Raw genomic sequence first — 20,081 nt, forward strand, 5'->3', positions numbered from 1 at the left:
GGGTCGTTCCGTCACCGTCGGTTGACATCAGGCCAGCGGCGCACCCTCCTGGATCGATGCGAGCTCGGCGTCCTTCACCATCGCCGCGAGCCGCGCGAACGTACGCATCCGCACCGACCGGTCGAGTTCCGCCGGCATCACCGGCAGCATCGACACGGGCCACAACTCATGCCGCCGGAAGCAGTACGCCGCCAGCGCCTCCGACGCCCCGCGCTCCCCCAGATAACCGAGCGTCTGCAGCGCCGAACGGCGACCGGGCATCGGCTCGACCGCCTGGTTCGCGAGGAAGATCCCGAACCCGTGGAAGATCGCGAACAGATCGGTCACCGCCTCGGCATCCGGCCGCTGCCGGTCGATCAGGTGATATCCCCAGAGCACCTCATGCCCCAGCTCATGAGCCGTCGCAGCCACCACCGCGGACGGGTCCGCAAGCACGTCGGCCGACAACATCACCGCAGTACCGTCGAGGTCGCCGCTGCGCAGGTCCAACCAGCATGCGCGCGATCCGCTGCCCGGCGGCTTGGACCAAAGGACCTCGGCGCGATCGCACAGCTCGGCCCGCCGGTCGAGGTCGGTCTCCTGGACGATCGCCGTACAGCGATTCAGCTCCGCCTGCAGCTCGCGCTCGGCAAGCACCGCGATCTCCGGCGCGAAACCCTCTGCGGTGAGGGCATCTACCTCGGCTGTCGTCATTGTTGCCCGCAGCCCCGATACCGCCGCGATGTTCGCGCGCTGCTCCGCGCGAAGACGGCGAACGGCCGTGCTGCGGGCGGCGGCGCGGACCTCCTCCATCCGGAAGCTGAACCGGATCCGGTCGTCCGGCACCTCCATCCACGCGCAGACCTTGAGGCAGAGTTCACGGGCCGCTCGCTCGGAACCGTCGTACCCGCGGGGCACGAACTCGCTCGGCAGCACCGGCGGACGACGCAGCGGCTCAACCCCGAACCGTGCCGTCAACCAGTCCAGCGTGTCTTCGATCCATTGTTCGGGTCCCCCGGACAGCATGACCTTCGGCCCGTACAGCAGCCCCCGATCCCGTTGCCGGCGCCGCCACGCACCGATCAGCTTCATACCCGAACTGACGCGACCCGACGGTCGCCCGTTCCCTCGCGAATCTTGCGGTTGGATCACCACCCGACGCGCGACGAAGGCATCGGCGAGAGTTGCCCCCCGGCACGACGGCGGGCCGCGGTTCCGGCTACTTGAGGAGGAGTTTGCCGAGGCGGCGGGAGGCGACGTACATGCCGAGGGTTCCCATGGCGGCCAGGTAGAAGGCGTGGACGAGGAGGAACCAGCTGACGGTGCCGGTGGCGAAGGCGCGTTCGAGGACGACGCCCTGGTAGAGCGGGGTGATCTCGACCAACCAGCGGATCGCCTCCGGATACGTCTCGACCGGATAGAACGTGGCCGAGAACAGGAACATCGGCATGATCGCGAGCTGGACGAACTCGAAGTCCTGCCAGCTGCGCATGAAGGTGGTCAGCGCCATCCCCGCACCGGCGAACGCGAACCCGATCAGCACCGCGGCCGGGAGCGCGAGCAGCGCCCACCACGACGAGACCAGGCCCATGACCAGCATCACCAGGATGAACATCGCCGAGTAGATGGCCCCGCGCAGCAGCGCCCAGGTGATCTCGCCGGTCGCCACGTCCCACGGTCGCAACGGCGTCGCGAGCATCGAGTCGTAGAGCTTCGCGTACTTCATCCGGAAGAAGATGTTGTACGTCGAGTCGAAGATCGCGCCGTTCATCGCGGAGCTGGCCAGCATCGCGGGCGCGACGAACGCGGCGTACGCGATCTTCGTCCCGTCGGACAACGTGAAGTCGCCGACGAGGTGAGCGACACCGATGCCGATCGAGAGCAGGTAGAACACCGGCTCGAAGAACCCCGACAGGAACACGACCCACGACCGCCGGTAGAGCAGGAAGTTCCGCTCGACGATATGCCGGCCCCCACCGAGCCGAACCGGAACCGGGACAACCCGGGCAGCGATCGTGGTCATGGGGCCTCCCGGCCTGGACTGAGGAGCGGAGGGAGCGAAGCGACCGGAGCGACGAGGGAAGGCCGGGAGTCACAGCCCCATGACCAGCCGCGACGGAGTCGTGGCATCAGCAGAGCCATTAGCGGATGAGCCTTCGGGTGAAGCCGCGGACGGCTAGCCAGGTGCCGGCGATGAACCACGCCAGCAGGTAGACGACGTTGACGAGCGCCAGCCACGGGTTCACCGTGCCGAGGCTCAGGTTGCGGGACAGGTCGACCGCGTGCCACAGCGGACTCACATACGCGAGCCACTCGATCCAGTCGGGCAGCTGAGAGACCGGGAAGAACGCACCGGAGAACAGGAACGCCGGAACCACACCGAACCGGAAGACCATCGCGAAGCCCGAGTCGTTCTCCAAGGTCGTCGCGTACGCCGCGATCGGTCCGGCGACCGCCATCCCGACGAGCAGCGCGACCGGCAGACCGAGGATCCCGAGTGGCGACTTCAACCCGCCGAACAACGCGATGATCACCAGGAACACCGCACACGAGCTCAACACCCGGAACGCGATGAACGCCAGCTGCCCGTACACCACATCGGCCGGCCGCAGCGGCGTCGCGATCATCGAGTGGAAGAACTTCTGCCACTTCAGCCCGGACATCACCGGGTACGTCGACTCGCCGACGGCGATCTGCAGCGCCGTCGAGGCGAGCAGCCCCGGCGCGATGAACTGCAGATAGCTGACCCCGCCGAGCGCGCCCGTCCCGTTGCTGTCGACGAACGAGCCGAGGCCGATCCCCATCGCGGCCAGGTAGAGCATCGGCAGCAGGAAGCTGCTGATCATCGTGCCCTTCCAGGTCCGCTTGTAGACGGTCAGCCAGTAGTCGAACATGCGGCGACCGTTCTCGAGTGCGAGCGACATCAGTCCACCAACGTCCGGCCGGTGAGGCGCAGGAACACGTCCTCCAGCGTGGAGCGGCGCACCAGAACCGCAGCCGGCCGCAGGCCGCGCTCGTGCACGGCGGCGACCGCGCGCTCACCGTCGTCGGTGTAGAGCAGCAGACGGTCCGGCAGCACTTCGATGCGCTGGGCAAGGTCCTCGACCTTGCCGGCCAGGGCGTCATGGTCGGCCAGCATCACGTCCGGCCCGAACCGCAGCTCGGTCACCTCACGCGTCGAATAGTCCCGGATCAGGTCCGACGGCGAACCCTCGGCCGCGATCAGACCGCCGTCCATCACCACGAGCCGGTCGCACAACTGCTCGGCCTCGTCCATGTAATGCGTGGTGATGATCAGCGTGACGCCGGCCTGTTTGAGCCGGAACAGCTTGTCCCACAACAGGTGCCGCGCCTGCGGGTCGAGGCCGGTGGTCGGCTCGTCGAGGAGCAGCAGGTCGGGCTTGCTGACCAGGGAGCGCGCGATCGTCAGCCGGCGCTTCATCCCGCCGGACAGCTCGTCGACCTTGACCTTCGCCTTCTCGGTCAGCGCCACGAACTCGAGCAGCTCGTCGGCCCGCTCGCGGCACTCCGCCCGGCTGAGACCGAAGTACCGCCCGTAGATCGTGAGGTTCTCCCTGACTGTGAGCTCGGTGTCGAGGGTGTCGTCCTGTGGGCAGACCCCGAGCCGGGCGCGGATCGCCGGGCCGTCGGTGGCCGGGTCGAGGCCGAGGATGCGCAGGGTGCCGCCGCTGGTCGGGGAGACCGCGCCGATCATCCGCATCGTCGACGACTTGCCCGCGCCGTTCGGCCCGAGGAACCCGAAGGCCTCGCCGCGCCACACGTCCAGGTCGATCCCGCGAACCGCTTCGAAGTCGCCGTACGACTTCCGCAGGTCGCGGACATGGACCAAGGACTCCCGCTGCTCACTCACCTGCCCGACACTAGACGGCTCGCCCGACACTTTTCTTGTCGTTTCGAGCGGCTCCATCCAGCGACGGTAGAACCTCAACAGCGCTGGAGGTCAACCGCGGCCGACGTACGGCATGCCGGCGGCCATCACGGTCAGGGTCGGTACGGCGACGGTGGTCGGGAGCTTCGCGATCTGGACGACGAAGTCCGCGACGATCTTCGGGTCGAACGTCGGCTCGACCGCGATCGAACCGTCCGGCTGGAGTACGCCCTGCTCCATCCGCGCGGTCATCGCGGTCGCGGCGTTGCCGATGTCGATCTGGCAGGCGGTGATGCCGTGCGCACGGCCTTCCAGCTCGAGGCCTTTGGTCAGACCGGTGATCGCGTGCTTGCTCGCGGTGTACGCAATCCCCCGCGGCCGCGGCACATGCGCCGAGATCGATCCGTTGTTGATGATCCGTCCACCCTTGGGCTCCTGCCGAAGCATCAACTCGAACGCCGCCTGCGCACACAAGAACGACCCGGTCAGATTGGTATCCACCACCCGCCGCCAATCCTCCTCCCGCACATCCTGCACCCCCGCCGCCGGCGCCCCGATCCCCGCGTTGTTCACCAACACATCAACCCGCGCCAGCCCCCCAAAGAACCGCCGCACCCCCTCACCATCAGCCACATCCAGCACAGCTGCACCGATCCGGCCGCTCCCGAGGCTCACCGTCTCCTGCAACTTCTCCTCGGTGCGCCCAGTCACCAACACCTCGAAACCAGCCGTCGCAAGAGCCAGCGCTATCTCCCGTCCCAGCCCGGATCCGCCGCCGGTCACCACGGCTACCTGCGTCATCGCGCCACCCTTCTGCCTGTTCTGACTGGCGTCCAGGATCGCAGCAACGCGGCAGCCACCGCGGTCATGACCAGCAACTCCACCCAGACCCCCTGGCCCAGCGGCGGCACCAGCTCCTCGGTCAGGTTCCACGCGGCGTGCACGAGGATCGCCCCCGGCACCCCGCCCCGCAGCTTCTCGCTCACGAACAACATCAGGAACGTCAGCGGGAACAGCTCCAGGAAGAACGTCACCCCCGCCGCCGTGAACAGCCCGTCATCGTGCTGCCCGGTGCCGTTCAGGAAGTACAGCGGCACATGCCACAACCCCCACGCCGCTCCGAGCACCACAGTCGTCCCCAGCGGACCGAAGTACTCCCGCAACCGAGGCTGCACGTAGCCGCGCCACCCGAACTCCTCCGAAACCGGCCCTGCCAGGAACGTGTACGCCGCCGCGCCGAGCACCCCTCCGGCTCCCGCGACGACCGAGGCGGCGTGGCCGGGCAACTCGGGCAGCTGCCCGCAGATCACGCACGCCCCCATCGGACCGATCGCTCCGAGTACGACGGCAACCACCGGCCAGCCGGGCGACCAGCGGACAACCCGCCGGCGCTCGCGGTACCGCAGCCACATCACCAGAGCACCCAACGACGGACCGGACGCCGCCAGCGAGAACACGAGCATGCCCGCGCCTTCGTCCAGATTCACCCCGAGTACGCCGAGTACCGCCCACGGCACCCACGTCAGAACAAGACAGATGACCCCGAACTCCACCAGCCGCCGCTTGATCACCGACCCAGCCTCCGGTGGCCGCAGCACCCGGACCAGGGTGCTGGACCGACCTCCGAAAGAGGTCCAGGACTACCTCGCGTCACAAAACACCCCCTTCCACCGTCGAAAGAGTGAAGGAACTGCGCACTTCACTGCGGACAGTGACCATCCTGCGACGGAGAGCAAATAAAGTGGCGACCCACTTGAACTTCTTGGAAACTCATTTGCGTGTATCACGCAAGCATGTATATGCTTGCAGCATGCAAGTAAACGACGCGTACTCTCCGCAGACCCCCATCGAGGGCGTCATGCACGCGTTCACCCGGATCGGACGCCGGCTGAAGGCCAAGCAGCCCGGCGACACGATCGACCACAGCGCGCACATCGTGCTGTTCGCACTGCGGTGCAACGGCGCACTGCGACTGTCCGACCTCGCCGGGCGCCTCGAGCTCGACGCCTCGACCACCAGCCGGCACGTCCGGTCCCTGGAGCAGCTGGGCCTGGTCCGCCGCTCCCCCGACCCCGACGACGGCCGCGCCTTCCGGGTCGAGCTGACCGACGAGGGCATCGAGCAGTGGGAAGCCAGCGCCCGTCACCGGATGGAGCTGCTGAGCGCCGCGATGGAGGGCTGGTCCGACGAGGACGTGCAGACCTTCGAGCGCCTGATGACCCGCTTCGCGGACGGCGTCGCCGCCCGGACCGAAGCACCTTCCAGCGCCGCCTGGGCCGAGAAGGGGTGGGCCGCCGTGGCCCCGAGACCTTCCTCCCGCGCAGAGCGCAGTACAGACCAAGACTTCGCGGCCAGCGGCGATCCCGCACCCCGCGAGAACACCGACAAGAACCTGGAGAGCACCAAATGAGCACCACAGAGCCTGCCACCGCCGGCGGCGCTGCGCCTGATAGCGGTCCCAGCTACCTGTCCCACAAGCAGATCCTGGTGATTCTCGGCGGCCTGATGGCCGGGATGTTCCTGGCTGCGCTCGACCAGAGCATCGTGGGAACGGCGCTGCCGCGTATCGTCAGCGAGTTCAACAGCCTCGACAAGTTGTCCTGGGTGGTCACGGCGTACCTGCTGACCTCGACCGCCTCGACCCCCCTGTGGGGAAAGATCTCCGACCTCTACGGCCGCCGCCCGCTGTTCATCGCGGCGATCGTCACCTTCCTCGCCGGTTCCGTGCTGTCCGCGCTGTCGCAGAACATCGAGCAGCTGATCGGCTTCCGCGCCGTCCAGGGTCTGGGCGCCGGCGGTCTGATGTCACTCGCGTTCGCCACCATCGGCGACGTGATCCCGCCGCGCGAGCGCGGTAAGTACATGGGGTACTTCGGTGCCGTCTTCGGCCTGTCCTCGGTGGCCGGCCCGCTGCTCGGCGGTCTGCTCACCGACGGTCCCGGCTGGCGCTGGATCTTCTGGATCAACCTGCCGATCGGACTCGTTGCCCTGGGCATCGTCGCCGCCGTGCTGAAGCTCCCGCACGTGAAGCGTTCGCACAAGATCGACTACCTGGGCGCCTCGACGGTCGCCGCCGCGGTCACCACCTTGCTGCTCGCGATCTCCTGGAGCGGCCCGACCAACGGCTGGGGCAACGGCACCACCATCGCCCTGCTGGCCGCTTCTGTCGTACTGGCCGTCGCCTTCGTCCTGATCGAGCTGCGGGTGGCGGAGCCGATCATCCCGATGGACCTGTTCAAGGGCCGGATCTTCTCCGGGTACGCGGGGTACGCGTTCCTGCTGGGCTTCGCGATGTTCGGTGCGCTGATCTTCCTGCCGCTGTACCTGCAGGCGGTCAAGGACCTGTCGCCGACCCGCTCCGGCCTGGCGTTGCTGCCGATGATCGTCGGTATCTTCTCCGCGTCGATCCCGAGCGGTCAGATGATGAGCAAGAGCGGCCGGTACAAGCACTTCCCGATCATCTCCGCGGTCCTGGTCAGCGGCGCGATGGTGCTGCTGTCCACGCTGAGCCTGACCACGCCGTACTGGCAGCTGGCGATCTACATGTTCGTGATGGGCGCCGGTCTGGGTCTGTCGATGCAGATCACCGTCACCGCCGCGCAGAACAGCGTTCCCCGGCTGCACATGGGAAGCGCGACGTCGACGATGACGTTCTTCCGCTCGATGGGCGGCGCGATCGGTACGGCCGTCTACGGCGCCGTACTGACCAGCCGGCTGAAGGACCACCTGGGCGACATCATTCCGAACGCCACGCAGTCGATGGTCGACGGACTGGCCAAGGCGGCCAACAGCGTCCAGGCGCTGCACGCGCTGAAGGAGCCGATGAAGGGCTTCGCTCTGCACGGGCTCGTCGACGCGATGGACGACGTCTTCCTGGTCTCGCTGCCGTTCCTGGCGATCGCGCTGATCATCGCGATCATCACGCCGGAGCAGCGGCTGGCCGGCCGTAACGACGGCCCGAAGACAGAGGGCGAGAGCCCGGAGTCGCTGGAGTCCTCGGCCGCCGCGGCGATGCACTGACACGCCACTGATCCGGCACTCAGGTTTACCGCACTGAGACCAAACTCCGGTTGACCTACCCGACAGCCGCCCTGGGAAGCTTCCCAGGGCGGCTGTTCTTCTGCTCTGGGTGAGACGAACGGCCCGCCTGACCCCGCCGGGGTCTTAGTTTCGACAGCAGAGTGATGCACCGCAGTCATAGGACAGGAACAGCCTCACGGATGAAGACTCTTGACCGGCCGTTGGACGACGACGACCGCGCGATGGCGGACCTCGCCGAGGTCCGCGACTGGCGACGTCTCGGCGGACCGCAGGCGGGCGCTACCGGTCCCGACCCGGTGCGTCGCTTGATCCGCAGGGTCAAGTCCGCGACCAATTGGAAGCCGTGGCCGATCACCCGCAGGACCGTGATCGACGACCAGTTGGACGGTTGGGGTTTCCTGACCCGCCGCAAGACCGAGCTCGCGGTCTACGACGACCAGGTCCTGCCGCACAGCCCGTTCAGCGGCTGGGTCGCGTTCGCGATCGAGCCCACCGACATCGACGCGGCGATCGCCGGACTCGACGAACACTGGCCGGCGAAGTTCGACCTCGCCTGCCGGCACTGGGGACAACCGGCGTACGTCGGGATCGACAGCAAGACGGGATTCGTCGACGACTGGTCCCCGGGCGCCGGCGCCGGCCGTCGCCACCTCGCCGTGTGGACGCCGCCCGGTGCAGAGATCCACCTGTACAGCAACAAGCCGACAGCGCGCCCGTTGTCGGTATCGGTCGGAATCAACTACACGGTCTACCTCAACGAGGAGGGGACATGAGGACACCACGGCACGCGGCCCGCGAAGGGCAGCGCGACGATCTGTTTGCGAACGTCGGGAACCCGCCGCCCACCGGAGCCGTCGACAGCAGTGTGTCCCAGACCTCGCTCACCGCGCTCGCCCACGACCGCCTCGCGGCCGCGGGCGGTCCGGCGGGCAGGTCACCGGAGCTGGATGCGAGCCTTCGGGCCGGGCTGCTGCCGCCGGGCAGCCCGACTCGAGCGGCCGGCAACACGGGGGCACGCCCGCAGACCGGCGGTCCGGCCGCGCGCGGCACCGACCGGAACGGCCCCACCCGCTGACTCCGGAGCAGACCAGGAACGATCTGTTTCTCAGTACATTCCCTGACCCGACGCCGCCGTACGGTTCTGCCGACGGCTTGGGCACCAACGGAAGGAACAAGCCCGGAATGAAGACGCAGGACAGGCCCCTCGACGAGGACGACCGGGCGATCGCCGATCTCGCGGAGATCGGCGACTGGAAGCCGATCTCCGGACCGGACGGCGACCAGACCGGTCCCGCCGTGGTGCGCGCGATCGTGCAGCGGGTCACGTCGGCCACCGACTGGCAGCCGTGGCCGCTGAACCCGGGCGAGCAGATCGACGACGTGCTGGCCTCGTGGGGTTTCACCACCAAGCGCGGCAGCACCATCGTCGTGTTCCCCGGGCTGGCCTTCGCAGACACGCGGAACAGCGGCTGGTCGGCGTACGAGATCGGCCCGGACGACATCCCGGCGGCCGAGGCCGGCCTGGACGCCAACTGGCCGGCGATGTTCGACCTGACCCGCAAACACCTCGGTGAGCCCGACTACGTCGGCAACGACAGCAGCCCCACCTTCCTCGACGAGTGGGCGCCGGGTGCGGGGGCCGACCGGCGTCACCTGGCCGTCTGGGTCCGCCCGGGCGCGCAGTTCCACCTGTTCAGCAGCAAGCCGACGCGGGATCCGCTGACCGAAGCGGTGGGCGTCACCTATGCGGTCTACATCGACTAGGAGAGCCAGACATGTCGCAGCCCACCGAAAGCCCCCAGCGCAACTGGGGCGAAGCCCTCGATCGGATCGGCTCGCTGTCTCCGGAGAGCTGGGAGAACCTCGCGGCCATCGCGCAGCTGCAGAAGAGCGAGGTCGACCGACTGATCCAGCGGGCTCAGAAGGTGCCGATGAAGGACCAGCTGAACCAGAAGGTGCAGAACATCACCGGCCGGGTGCAGGCGGTCTACGCCCAGCAGACGAAACGGCTGAGCGAGTCCGCGGTGGTCACCAAGGGCCGCCAGTGGGGGAACAGCACGCTCGACACCGGAGCCGATCTCGCCACCGGTGCGGTCGGTCTCTACCAGGCGGGCGCCGAGAAGGCGAAGGCGTTCGGCACCGCGGCCAAGGAAGAAGCCCAGCTCTTCGGCCGCGACATGAAGGAGATGGGGCGGGACATCAAAGCCGGTGCGAAGGAGATCCCAGGCGACCTGAAGGCCCTCGGCAAGGGCGTGGCCGACCGGGCCTCGCGCTGGTTCAAGACCCAGAAGAGCCGGGTCACGCTCGCCTCCGAAGGCGCTCGCGCGACCATCGCCGCGATGAAGTTCGACAAGAACATGCCGCAGCAGACGACCACCCGGGACGCGACCCAGCTCAGCCAGCGGTTCAGCGCCGTCTACTCGACCGACCCGGCGGTCCGCCTGCAGCAGGCTCAGGAGATCGCCCGCGAGGCCCAGGCCCAGATCGAGGCCCAGGGCGCCAACGCCGCCCTCAGCGGCATGGCGCCGGCGGGGCAGGCTCCGGCCGCGCCCAGCGCGACGCAGGCCCAGTCGCCGAGGGAGGAGCACGGCCAGCAGAAGAACCCTGACAGGGGCGTCGGCAAGGGCTGACACCGCACTCGCAGCTGCAGGAGGACGCCGCCGAGCCGCGCTCGGCGGCGTCTTCGCGTACGGCGGAACAGGCAGACTGAGCGTCGTGAATCCGCTGCAAACCAAGCTGGCCACCATCGGACTGGAGGCCCTGGCCGACTACGGTTTCGTCCTGGCCGGCGGCTACGCCCTCCAGGCGCACGGCTACGGCACTCGCGAATCCGACGACATCGACCTGTTCACCAACGTCCTCGACACCGAGAACTTCGCCCGCGCCGTCGACGACCTCGTCGCCGCCTACGAAGCCGCCAACCTCACCGTCGAGCTCGCCAGGCGGGCACCGCAGTTCGCACGGCTCGTCGTCGATTCGGCAGCCAAAGTCGACCTTGGGGTGGACCATCGGCAGCGCCCACCGGTGCTGACGGAGGTCGGGGCGGTGCTGTCGGAGGCCGACTCGATCGGCAGCAAGGTCGGCGCTGTGTACTCCAGGCTCGAACCACGTGACTTCATCGACGTCCAGTCTGTGCTGGACAGCGGACGGCACCACCCGGATGCGCTGCTCGCACTCGCAGATCAGCGGGAAGCCCTCCCTCTCGACCGCCAGATGTTCGCAGCCCAACTCCGGGCCGGTGCCCGGCTCCCGGACACCGGATTCACCCGGTACGGCGCTATGCCCGAGCAGATCGCGCGCATCCGTCGTACGGCGACGGAGTGGGCCCAGCAACTCGATCGGCAGTCCGATGGGCCTGCGCTCTGAGACGATGGTCAGATGAGCGACAAGCACGAGGCCCAGCCCGGCGACACCTATGCCTCGATGATCCCGTACATCGTTCCGGAGTCGCTGGACCTCCTTCAGGGTCCGACGAGCGGTGTCGTGGACCTGCCGAGCCGCCTCGACTGGGGCCCGCACCGGACGTACGACCTCGCGAGCGTCGACGACACGATCGCGCTGTACAGCAAGGTGATCAGCGAAGCCTCGACCGAGGACGACCTGACCGAGTTCCTCAACCGGGACGTCCTGATTGCCGTCTGGCAGCGCCTCCGGCTCCCCCGCCGCTGCGCCGACCTGTGGAACAAGGCCTTCCCGCAGCTCACCACGGCCGGATGAAGCCGGAACATGAACGTGCAACGCGAATCGCGTTGTCCTCGCTCCAGAACAAGGGCTTCGCGTTGGCCGGGGGCAATGCGCTGTCGATGCACGGCATCGGAAGCCGCGAATCCGACGACATCGACCTGTTCACGAACGACCTGAACCAGGACGTCGGCGAGTCGGTCGAGGGCCTGAAATCGGCTTTCGAGGAGCAGGGGTACACCGCGGAGGTCACCCGCCGGTATCCGGCGCACGCGCGCATCGAGGTGGCGAAAGGCGACGAGAAGACCCACATCGACCTCGGTCAGGACTACCGCAGCAAGCCCGCGGTGGAGACCGGCGTCGGCCCGGTGATCTCGGTGGAGGACGCGGTCGGCTCCAAGGTCGGCTCGATCTACACCCGTGGCGAAGCCAAGGACTTCGTGGATGTCAACGCCGCCATGGAGGCCGGGTACTCCACCGATCACCTGCTCCAGCTGGCCGACGCCCGCGAGGCATCCCCGATGGATCGGCCGATGTTCGCGCAGCTACTCGACGACGCCCAGCGGATACCGGACGCGGAGTACGCCAAGTACGGTCTCGGGCCCGAGGAGACAGCCGGTCTGAAGGAGCGGATGAGCGCCTGGGCGAACCAGATCCGCGCCCGCGAGGCGAACCCCGACATAGACAAGTCGGTCGGCCTGCTGAACTCCGGCCAGGCGATGCCCGGACAGGTCCACGCCGCCGGCTCGAGCGGCACGGCCGAGCGCAGGTCGTCGCTGAGCCAGGAGCGGTCGAAGGGCGAACGGGGAAGCTAGGGCTGGTCCTCCGCGGGAGTCGGGCGGGGGCGGCGTCTGGGGAGGGGGCGTGGGGGTTCGGGGTCCTGGTCGTTGCCGGCCAGGTGGTTGACGATGGCGTTGAGTACGGCGGCGGTGGGGACGGCTACCAGGGCACCGACGATGCCGGCGATGACTACTCCGGTGGCGATCGCGAGGATGACGGCCAGGGGGTGGACGCTGACCGCGCGGCCGAGGAGGAACGGCTGCAGGACGTGGGCCTCCAGCTGCTGTACGCCGATCACGACCGCGAGCATGACGATCGCAACAATGGGGCCTTTGGCAACCAACGCGACGAGGACGGCGACCACGCCGCTGACCAGCGCGCCGACGACCGGTACGAACGCGCCGACGAACACCAGGATGCCGATCGCGCTCACCAGCGGCAGGCCGAGGATCGCGGCGCCGAGCGAGATGCCGATCGCATCCACGGCGGCGACCACGATCGTCGCGCGGACGAACGCGGTCAGCGAGACCCAGGCCCGGCGCCCGGACGAGTCCGCCTTGTCGCGCGCGCGGCGCGGGAACAGCCGGACCAGCCACGCCCAGATCTGATCGCCCTGGTACAGGAAGAAGAACAGGCAGAACAGCGAGATGAACAGCCCCGCGACGACATGCGTGGCCGTCGTACCGACCGCTGCTGCCTGCTGGCCGATCGCGCCGCCGGAGGTGATCTGTTCGCGCAGTGTCTTGATCGCGTTGGTGACGTCCTGGTCGGTCAGGCCGAAGTTGATCCGGCCCAGCTCGCGGAGCTTCTGCACACCTTCGCCGACCTGGGTCGACAGGCTGTCGAACTGGCCTGCGATCTGCGTGCCGACCAGGGTGAGGAGGCCGGCCACCAGCACGACCGTCGCGATCACAGTGATTCCGGCCGCGGGGCCGCGCGGGAGACGAAGCTTCTGCAGGCCGTTGGTGATGGGCACGAGCAGTGCGGTCAGGAGGACACCGACAGTCACCGGTACGACGACCTCGGACAGGTACCGGATGCCGTACCCGATCACAACCACGGCAGCCACGACCGCCAGGAACCGCCACGCCCAGGTGCTGGCGATGTACATCCCACGCGTCACGCCGGCGTCATCGACCGGCGCGACGTCATCGGGAAGCTTCTGCTCCTCCGGCTCGCCGGCCTCCTCGAGGACCTCGTTGTCCGCCACCGGACTCCGGTCCTCGGAGACCTCCACGCCGTCCCGCCCCGCCTCGCTCATGACACCTCCACAGCTCGGTTGCTGCTGAGACTAGTGCCCGCGCGCACCGGTTCCATGAATGTGGGCCGCCAGCCCCTCCGCGGCCTTCGGCTCGTCATCCGCGAGCAGACCGACGGCAGCGAGCACGTAGTCCGAGTCCACGCACACCTCCGCCCGCTGCGGGACGAGCCAGCCCTCCTCCTGCGCGTTCATTTCGATCGAGCCCAGGATCCGGGCGGCGACCTCCGGCGGGTTGTGCCGCAGTACTCCTCCGGATCCGACCAGCAGATCCACCTCCCGCAGGTCCTTCCCGGAGCGCTCGATCACCCGCCCGCCGGGCCCGAAGACGATCCGCTGCCGTCCCGCATGCCGCCTCAGCGCGACCGTCGCGGCGACGCTCGCCAGTGTCTCGTCGTACGACGCTTCCTGCTGGTCGTGTGGCAGGAAGGAAGGATCGTCATGCCGACGCTCGGCAGCCGCTCGAACTGCGTCGACGTTCGCGATGAGCCCGGCCTCGGCGCCCGCGGCGACCACAGGTACGGCGCTCCAGCGCATGCCGAGATCGCCCTCGACCGTCCGGGTGACCGGATGGGTGGCGACGACCTCCCGGCCGAGGTTCGCGTCCTCCGGGTCGAGCTCGATCACCGAATGCACGTCGGTGGTCGCGCCGCCGATGTCGACGACCGCCACATCGCCGTGCAGGCCCGCGAGCACCTCGACGCCCCGCAGTACGACGTCCGGCGTCGCGGCGCGGATCATGCTCGCGAACGCCGGATCGCGGGACAGGTTCTTCCCGCCGATCACATGCGCGAGGAACATCTCGCGGATCGCCGCCCGCGCGCTGTCCGGCGCGAACACCCCGATCTCCGGTACGACGTTGTCCGCCAGCACGTGCGGTACGGCGGCCTCGGTGAGGATCTCGCGGATCTCATCCCAGGCGTCGATGTTGCCTGCGACAACGACCGGTTTCCGCCAGGTGTACTTCGCCAGCGTCTGGGCCGCCTTCAGCAGCACCGCCGAGTTGCCGCCGTCGGTCCCGCCGAGCAGCAGCACGACGTCCGGGCGATCCTTGCGCAGCTCCTTCTGAGTGGTTGCCGTCAGCCCACCGTTGACGACGGCAACTACCCGGCCGCCGCTGGACAACGCGACCCGCTTGCCCGCCTCCGCGGTGACGAGCTCCTCGTTGCCCACGACACCGATCCGCAGCCCGCCGCCCGCACTCGAACAGGCCAGCACCTCGGCCTTCTTCACGCTACGATCGACGTCCTCGAGCGCGACCCGGCAGGCATTCCACCCGTCCATCACGTCGGTGTCGATCGTCGTACGGTGCTCGGCCCGGGCGACCAACTCACCCGAGCCGATGTCCACGGCAACCGCCTTCGTGAACGTCGACCCGAAGTCGACGGCCACTACCAGGGTCATGCCATCGCGCGGTCGAGATCGAGCAGCAGGTCGTCGATTGTCTCGATGCCGACGCTCAGGCGGATCAGGTCGGCCGGCACCTCCAGCGGCGTACCGGCAACCGAGGCGTGGGTCATCTTGCCCGGGTGCTCGATCAGCGACTCGACGCCGCCGAGGGACTCGCCCAGCGTGAAGACCTCGGCCTTGTTGCAGATGTCCAGCGCGTGCTTCTCGCCACCGGTCACGCGGAAGCTCACGATCCCGCCGTACCGCTTCATCTGCTTGGCGGCGGTCTCGTGGCCCGGGTGACCGTCGATGCCGGGGTACAGCACCTGGCTGACCGAGTTGTGCCGCTGCAGGAACTCGACGACCTTCTCGGCGTTGTCGCTGTGCCGGTCCATCCTGACGCCGAGCGTCTTGATGCCGCGCAGGACCAGCCACGAGTCGAACGGCCCGGCGACGGCGCCGATGGCGTTCTGGTGGAAGGCGATCTTCTCGGCCAGCTCGGCGTCGCGGACGACGAGCGCACCGCCGACCACGTCGGAGTGGCCGCCCATGTACTTCGTGGTCGAGTGGACGACCACGTCCGCGCCGAGCTCCAGCGGCTGCTGCAGGTACGGCGAGGCGAACGTGTTGTCGACGACCAGCAGGGCGCCGGCATCGTGCGCGATCTGGGCGACGATCGCGATGTCCGCGACGTTCAGCAAGGGGTTGGTGGGGGTCTCGAGCCAGACGACCTTGGTCCTGCCGGGCTGGATCGCGGCGCGGATCGCCTCCGGGTGGGTGACCGCGGCCGGGGTCATCTCGACGCCCCAGTTGCCGAGCACCTTGGAGAACAGCCGGAACGTGCCGCCGTACGCGTCGTCGGGGAACACCACGTGGTCACCGGGCACGCACAGCGAGCGGATCAGGGTGTCCTCGGCGGCCAGCCCGCTGGCGAACGCGAAGCCGCGGTTGCCCGCCTCGATCGCGGCCAGGCACTCCTCGAGCGCCGTCCGGGTCGGATTCGCGGAGCGGGAGTACTCGTAGCCGTTGCGCAGCCCGCCGACGCCGTCCTGCTTGTAGGTGCTGGTGGCATAGATCGGCGGGACCACCGAGCCGGTGGTCGGATCAGGCTCGTTCCCGGCGTGGATGGCGAGCGTCTCGAAGCCGTAGTGGTGTTCCGTGTTCACCGGACCAGCGTACGGCCTGGTCTGATCCGGCCGTGCAGGCCGTCCACAGGCGGGGCACGGCGCCCTCGGATCATTGCCGGGATCCAGGTTGTCCACAGGCGCGTCGAACCGGCTGGCGAATGACCCACTGCGCCACCTACGGTTGCGGTCAGTGGTTGCCGCCGGGGACTGATCAGGAAGGACGACGGGGCCGGATGAAGACGCAGGACAGGCCGCTCGACCAGGACGACCTGGCGATGGCGGACCTCGCCGAGATCCCGGACTGGGGCACGATCGCCGGTCCCGACGGTGACGAAGCCGGTCCCGAGGTCGTGCGCGCCCTGGTGAACCGGGTGATGAGCCAGACGACCTGGCAGCCGTGGCCGCTCGAGGCCGGCGAGGTCATCGGCGACGAGATGGTCTCCTGGGGTTTCACCACCCGGCGCGGGACGACGATGATCGTGTTCGACGGGCTCGCGTTCCCGGACTGCCCGGACAGCGGCTGGTCGGCGTACGACATCGGCCCGGACGACATCGCCGCGGCCGAGGCCGGGCTGGACGAGCACTGGCCGGCCCACCTGGCGCTCGCCACCAGACACTGGGGACAGCCGGACTACATCGGTGATGAGAGCAGCGTCACCTTTGTCGACGAGTGGGAGCCAGGTGCCGGCACCGGCCGCCGGCACCTCGCCGTCTGGCTGCGCCCGGGCGCCCAGATCCACCTGTACAGCAACAAGCCCAGCAAGGACCCGCTGACGACGTCGGTCGGGGTCAACTACGCCGTGTACATCGACTAGGAGACCTGCCATGAGCGAGCGGATCAGTGGAACAGCCGGGCAACGCGCTCATGCCGGAACCGGGCGTAGCGAGGTGGAGGCATGAGCGAGCCTTCCGCTGAGCCTCGGCAGGGGCGGATCTCCCGGTGGCGTGCGCGGTCGCGCGGCACCAAGACGATGAAGGCCGGGTACGCACTGGCCGCGCGCGACGTGAAGAACTGGGACAGGGACGTCCTGGCGCGCATCGGCAGCTCCCGGATGACGCCGGCGCATCTGGCACGGCTGGCGCAGGTGGGCGTCAACGGGCAGGTTCGCCCGGACCTGCACGCCGGCACGTCGCAGACGATGAGCCAGCGCGCGACCAACCGCATGCAGCGGACCCAGCGCCAGCAGAGCCCGACCAGGAACCCGCTCCGCCAGGCAGCGCGACGGTACTCACGCTGGCAGGACGTCCGGCACGGGACCAAGATGGTCAAGGCCGCGATGGTCCTGGCCGGCAAAGAGGCGAAGAACGCCGATCCCAACGTCAGACTGGCGATGGGCAACGACCCGGCCATGACCAAGACCCAGATCTCCAACATGGTCCAGGGCCAGCTGGAGACGGCGTTCAAACCCGAGGTGTACGCGCCACGACCGGGACAGCAACAGGGTGCTCAGCAGCAGGGTGTTGGTCAGCAGCAGGGTGCCGGGCAACAGCAGGGCGGCGGGCAGCGGCAGGTTCAGGGCCAAGGGCAACAGGTTCAAGGTCAGGGCCAGAGGCAACAGATCCAGGGCGGGCGGGTGCAGCCGCAGCGCGGAGCGGCGGTGATGCAGCAGCTCGTGGCTGCAGCCGGCGGCCAGGCAGCCGGGGAGACCGAACAGGCACTGGTCCAGGCGCTGGCCGAGTTCCAGCGGCTGCAGGGCGAGATCAAGCAGCTGATCGAGACCCGAATGGCCCAGATCCAGCAGGAGAACGCCAACCTCGCCGCCCTACTGAACCAGGTCGACCGCTCAGGCCAGCAGCTCAACCAACAGCCCAACCAGCAGCCCGGCCAGCAGGTCAACCAACAGGCGGGTCAGCAGCCGGAGATCGACCCGAACCTTCACAACGTAGGCCAACACCCGATCGTCCAGACCGAAGAGACAGGCCGGCAGCAGCCCACCGACCCGCAGCCCGAAGGCCAACAAGCCACCGATGGCCAGCAGGTTGACGAGGGTCAACAGGTCGGCGAGGGCCAGCAGGTCGGCGAAGGCCAGCAGGTCGGCGAAGGGCAGCAAGTCGGCAGTCAGCAAGTTGGCGACGGCCAGCAGGTCGGCGACGGTCAGCAGGTCGGCGACGGTCAGCAGGTCGGCGAGGGCCAGCAAGTCGGCGAGGGCCAGCAAGTCGGCGAAGGGCAGCAAGTTGCCGGAGGCCCGCAAGTGGCTGAGGGGCAGCGGGTTGAGGGTGGTGAGCAGGAGCTCGGCGAGGGAACTCAGCCGTCGGTCGCGGCGAGCGGGCAGCAGGTCGTCCAAGGCCGGCAGGAAGGCGCTCAGCAGCAGGCCGAGACCGCCGCACAACCGGTGAGCCGGAGCGAGGACTGGACCAGGACCGCCGAGGCACCCGACGCCCACGCCGAACGGCCCGTCGAAACCCCCGCCCAGGGACAGAGCCAAGTGCAGGGACAGCCCCAGATCCAAGGACAACCGCAGGGACAGCGGGCCCAGGGGCAGCCACAAGTCCAGGGGCAGGGTCAGGTTGAGGCCGGGGGCGACCCCAAAGAGGTTCGTGCGAAGGAAGAGGCCGCGAGGGCCGCGGCGGCGGCAGGGGATGTCGCGCCGATCCGCAACTCGACCCAGGCGGCAGCCACCAAGACGGCGGAGTCCGCCAGACAAGACACCGGAACGCGAGCCGCCGGCCAGACCGCGAACAGGAATCCGCAGCAGACCGGCCCCAGCAAGTGATCACCAGCACCTGATCACCAGCACCTGATCACCAGCACCTGATCGCCAGCACCCACTGACACCACGAACGCCGCCGTTCCCCCGGCGGCGTTCGTCGTACCCCGCACACGCCGTACCCCGCACACTCCGTACCCCGCACACGCCGTACCCCGCACTCGTCGTACCCCGCACTCGGCGCACGCGCCGTGCCGGCGTCCGCCGCACCCTCGCGGCGCTCGTCGGCGCTCTCCGCGCCCCATCAACCTGTCCGTACTCCGGCCGCGCTCGCCGTACCCGCGTCCGCCGTACCCGCACTCGTCGTACGCCGCACTCGTCGTACGCCGCACTCGTCGTACCCCGCACTCGTCGTACCCCGCACTCGTCGTACCCCGCACTCGGCGCACTCGGCGCACTCGGTGCACTCGGCGTGCCGGCGTCCGCCGCACCCCCGCGGCGCTCGTCGGCGCTCTCCGCGCCCCATCAACCTGTCTGGTACTCCGGCCGCGCTCGCCGTACTCGCGTCCGCCGTACCCGCGTCCGCCGTACTCGCGTCCGCCGTGCCCGCGCTCGCCGTAGCCCGCACTCGTCGCACGCCGCACTCGGCGCACCCCGCACTCGGCGCACTCGCCGTGCCGGCGTCCGCCGCACCCCCGCGGCGCTCGTCGGCGCTCTCCGCGCCCCATCAACCCTGCCGCGTGCGCCGTACCCGCGTGCGCCGTACCCGCGCTCGCCGTACCCGCGCTCGCCGTACCCGCGCCGCGTTTGCCCTAGCCTGGCGCTAGTCGCACTCCAGCGCTCGTCAGTGCTCGTCGCACTGCATCGGCTTCCGTCGTATTCCGGCCGCGGCCGCCGTATCACGCGGTTGCCGCAGCTGCCGCCCGTCGTACGCCGCGCTCGTCGTACCCGCGCGCGGCGGACGGTCGGCTGCGGTGGGCGGCCGAGCGGGCCTAGGAGTCGGCGAGGTTCAGCTGGGTCTCGACCGGCGTGCCTTCGGCTAGACCCTCGGCGACGCGCACCGGCTTCTTCACGGGCAGTAGGTAGGTGCCGGACTTGCTGGGGAACAGCGATGTCTGCCACGTGCTTTCGCCGACCGTCACGCTGACGCGCACCGACCCGAATCCGTTGCGCCGGCCCGCGGTCAGGTCCGCAATGTCGTCGCTGATCTCCTCCGGGACCGCGACGAAGTACCAACCACCCTCGCCGGGGTACTGCCACAGCGGCGCCGAGAACCGATAAGTGCTCAC

General features: G+C 68.9%; 22 protein-coding genes. 12 read left to right on the top strand and 10 right to left on the bottom strand.

All coding sequences use genetic code 11. The features are described 5' to 3' along the window. Positions 1-27 precede the first annotated feature (27 nt). The 6 genes from AB0J62_RS02745 to AB0J62_RS02770 form a co-directional block, all read right to left on the bottom strand. Positions 28-1,071 carry a hypothetical protein gene (locus tag AB0J62_RS02745; protein ID WP_363863590.1) on the bottom strand — a complete coding sequence of 348 codons (1,044 nt, stop codon included), beginning with the start codon at positions 1,069-1,071 and terminating at the stop codon, positions 28-30. 127 nt (positions 1,072-1,198) lie between these two features. Next, on the bottom strand, positions 1,199-2,002 hold the full coding sequence (locus AB0J62_RS02750; protein WP_363863593.1) for an ABC transporter permease: 804 nt from the start codon (positions 2,000-2,002) through the stop codon (positions 1,199-1,201). Positions 2,003-2,120: 118 nt separating this feature from the next. Next, positions 2,121-2,903 carry an ABC transporter permease gene (locus AB0J62_RS02755; protein WP_363863596.1) on the bottom strand — a complete coding sequence of 261 codons (783 nt, stop codon included), beginning with the start codon at positions 2,901-2,903 and terminating at the stop codon, positions 2,121-2,123. Then, entirely contained in the window at positions 2,903-3,850 is a 948-nt protein-coding gene (locus tag AB0J62_RS02760) for an ATP-binding cassette domain-containing protein (RefSeq protein WP_363863599.1), read from the bottom strand. The genes AB0J62_RS02755 and AB0J62_RS02760 overlap by 1 nt, the downstream gene beginning before the upstream one ends. Before the next feature lie 90 nt (positions 3,851-3,940). Further along, the gene (locus tag AB0J62_RS02765; protein WP_363863602.1) at positions 3,941-4,669 is read right to left on the bottom strand and encodes an SDR family oxidoreductase; all 729 of its coding nucleotides are present in this window, start codon (positions 4,667-4,669) and stop codon (positions 3,941-3,943) included. Continuing rightward, positions 4,666-5,466, bottom strand: a complete 801-nt coding sequence (locus AB0J62_RS02770; protein ID WP_363863605.1) for a CPBP family intramembrane glutamic endopeptidase — start codon at positions 5,464-5,466, stop codon at positions 4,666-4,668. Before AB0J62_RS02770 ends, AB0J62_RS02765 begins: the two co-directional genes overlap by 4 nt. Positions 5,467-5,678: 212 nt before the next feature. On the opposite strand from AB0J62_RS02770, the gene AB0J62_RS02775 reads away from it, so the two are divergent. The 9 genes from AB0J62_RS02775 to AB0J62_RS02815 all read left to right on the top strand — a co-directional run bounded on the left by AB0J62_RS02775 (position 5,679) and on the right by AB0J62_RS02815 (position 12,405). Beyond that, entirely contained in the window at positions 5,679-6,278 is a 600-nt protein-coding gene (locus AB0J62_RS02775; RefSeq protein ID WP_363863608.1) for a MarR family transcriptional regulator, read from the top strand. Further along, the gene (locus tag AB0J62_RS02780) at positions 6,275-7,888 is read left to right on the top strand and encodes an MDR family MFS transporter (RefSeq protein WP_363863611.1); all 1,614 of its coding nucleotides are present in this window, start codon (positions 6,275-6,277) and stop codon (positions 7,886-7,888) included. The genes AB0J62_RS02775 and AB0J62_RS02780 overlap by 4 nt, the downstream gene beginning before the upstream one ends. Before the next feature lie 200 nt (positions 7,889-8,088). After that, on the top strand, positions 8,089-8,682 hold the full coding sequence (locus tag AB0J62_RS02785; protein WP_363863614.1) for a hypothetical protein: 594 nt from the start codon (positions 8,089-8,091) through the stop codon (positions 8,680-8,682). After that, a complete protein-coding gene (locus tag AB0J62_RS02790; RefSeq protein WP_363863617.1) occupies positions 8,679-8,984 on the top strand; it encodes a hypothetical protein in 306 nt (101 codons plus the stop codon). Before AB0J62_RS02785 ends, AB0J62_RS02790 begins: the two co-directional genes overlap by 4 nt. 107 nt (positions 8,985-9,091) lie before the next feature. Beyond that, positions 9,092-9,673 (top strand): hypothetical protein, encoded by a 582-nt coding sequence (locus AB0J62_RS02795; protein ID WP_363863620.1) that lies wholly within the window; start codon positions 9,092-9,094, stop codon positions 9,671-9,673. Positions 9,674-9,684: 11 nt separating this feature from the next. Then, complete coding sequence (locus tag AB0J62_RS02800; protein ID WP_363863622.1) at positions 9,685-10,539, top strand: hypothetical protein; 855 nt, start codon at positions 9,685-9,687, stop codon at positions 10,537-10,539. A gap of 85 nt (positions 10,540-10,624) precedes the next feature. After that, entirely contained in the window at positions 10,625-11,275 is a 651-nt protein-coding gene (locus tag AB0J62_RS02805; RefSeq protein ID WP_363863625.1) for a nucleotidyl transferase AbiEii/AbiGii toxin family protein, read from the top strand. A gap of 12 nt (positions 11,276-11,287) precedes the next feature. After that, entirely contained in the window at positions 11,288-11,626 is a 339-nt protein-coding gene (locus tag AB0J62_RS02810; protein ID WP_363863628.1) for a hypothetical protein, read from the top strand. Continuing rightward, positions 11,623-12,405: a nucleotidyl transferase AbiEii/AbiGii toxin family protein gene (locus tag AB0J62_RS02815; RefSeq protein WP_363863631.1), complete on the top strand. Its 783-nt coding sequence runs from the start codon at positions 11,623-11,625 to the stop codon at positions 12,403-12,405. Before AB0J62_RS02810 ends, AB0J62_RS02815 begins: the two co-directional genes overlap by 4 nt. Here AB0J62_RS02815 and AB0J62_RS02820 read toward each other — a convergent pair. Genes AB0J62_RS02820 through AB0J62_RS02830 form a run of 3 tightly spaced genes read right to left on the bottom strand, consistent with a single transcriptional unit; the run spans position 12,402 to position 16,183 of the window. Next, positions 12,402-13,631, bottom strand: coding sequence for an AI-2E family transporter (locus AB0J62_RS02820; RefSeq protein ID WP_363863634.1), 1,230 nt, complete (start codon positions 13,629-13,631; stop codon positions 12,402-12,404). The genes AB0J62_RS02815 and AB0J62_RS02820 overlap by 4 nt on opposite strands. Before the next feature lie 30 nt (positions 13,632-13,661). Continuing rightward, positions 13,662-15,032, bottom strand: coding sequence for a glutamate mutase L (locus AB0J62_RS02825; RefSeq protein ID WP_363863637.1), 1,371 nt, complete (start codon positions 15,030-15,032; stop codon positions 13,662-13,664). Beyond that, positions 15,029-16,183 (bottom strand): cystathionine gamma-synthase, encoded by a 1,155-nt coding sequence (locus AB0J62_RS02830; RefSeq protein WP_363863640.1) that lies wholly within the window; start codon positions 16,181-16,183, stop codon positions 15,029-15,031. The genes AB0J62_RS02825 and AB0J62_RS02830 overlap by 4 nt, the downstream gene beginning before the upstream one ends. Positions 16,184-16,377: 194 nt before the next feature. Between AB0J62_RS02830 and AB0J62_RS02835 the strand changes: the two genes are divergently transcribed. The 3 genes from AB0J62_RS02835 (at position 16,378) to AB0J62_RS02845 (ending at position 19,619) form a co-directional block, all read left to right on the top strand. Then, positions 16,378-16,959: a hypothetical protein gene (locus AB0J62_RS02835; RefSeq protein ID WP_363863643.1), complete on the top strand. Its 582-nt coding sequence runs from the start codon at positions 16,378-16,380 to the stop codon at positions 16,957-16,959. 81 nt (positions 16,960-17,040) lie between these two features. Continuing rightward, positions 17,041-18,858 (top strand): hypothetical protein, encoded by a 1,818-nt coding sequence (locus tag AB0J62_RS02840; RefSeq protein WP_363863647.1) that lies wholly within the window; start codon positions 17,041-17,043, stop codon positions 18,856-18,858. A 185-nt stretch (positions 18,859-19,043) separates the two neighbouring features. Further along, on the top strand, positions 19,044-19,619 hold the full coding sequence (locus tag AB0J62_RS02845; protein WP_363863650.1) for a hypothetical protein: 576 nt from the start codon (positions 19,044-19,046) through the stop codon (positions 19,617-19,619). Positions 19,620-19,784: 165 nt separating this feature from the next. On the opposite strand, the gene AB0J62_RS02850 is transcribed toward AB0J62_RS02845, so the two are convergent. After that, positions 19,785-20,081: a DUF1905 domain-containing protein gene (locus AB0J62_RS02850; protein WP_363863653.1), complete on the bottom strand. Its 297-nt coding sequence runs from the start codon at positions 20,079-20,081 to the stop codon at positions 19,785-19,787.

The sequence above is a fragment of the Kribbella sp. NPDC049584 genome, assembly GCF_040675555.1.
Taxonomy (GTDB): Bacteria; Actinomycetota; Actinomycetes; order Propionibacteriales; family Kribbellaceae; genus Kribbella.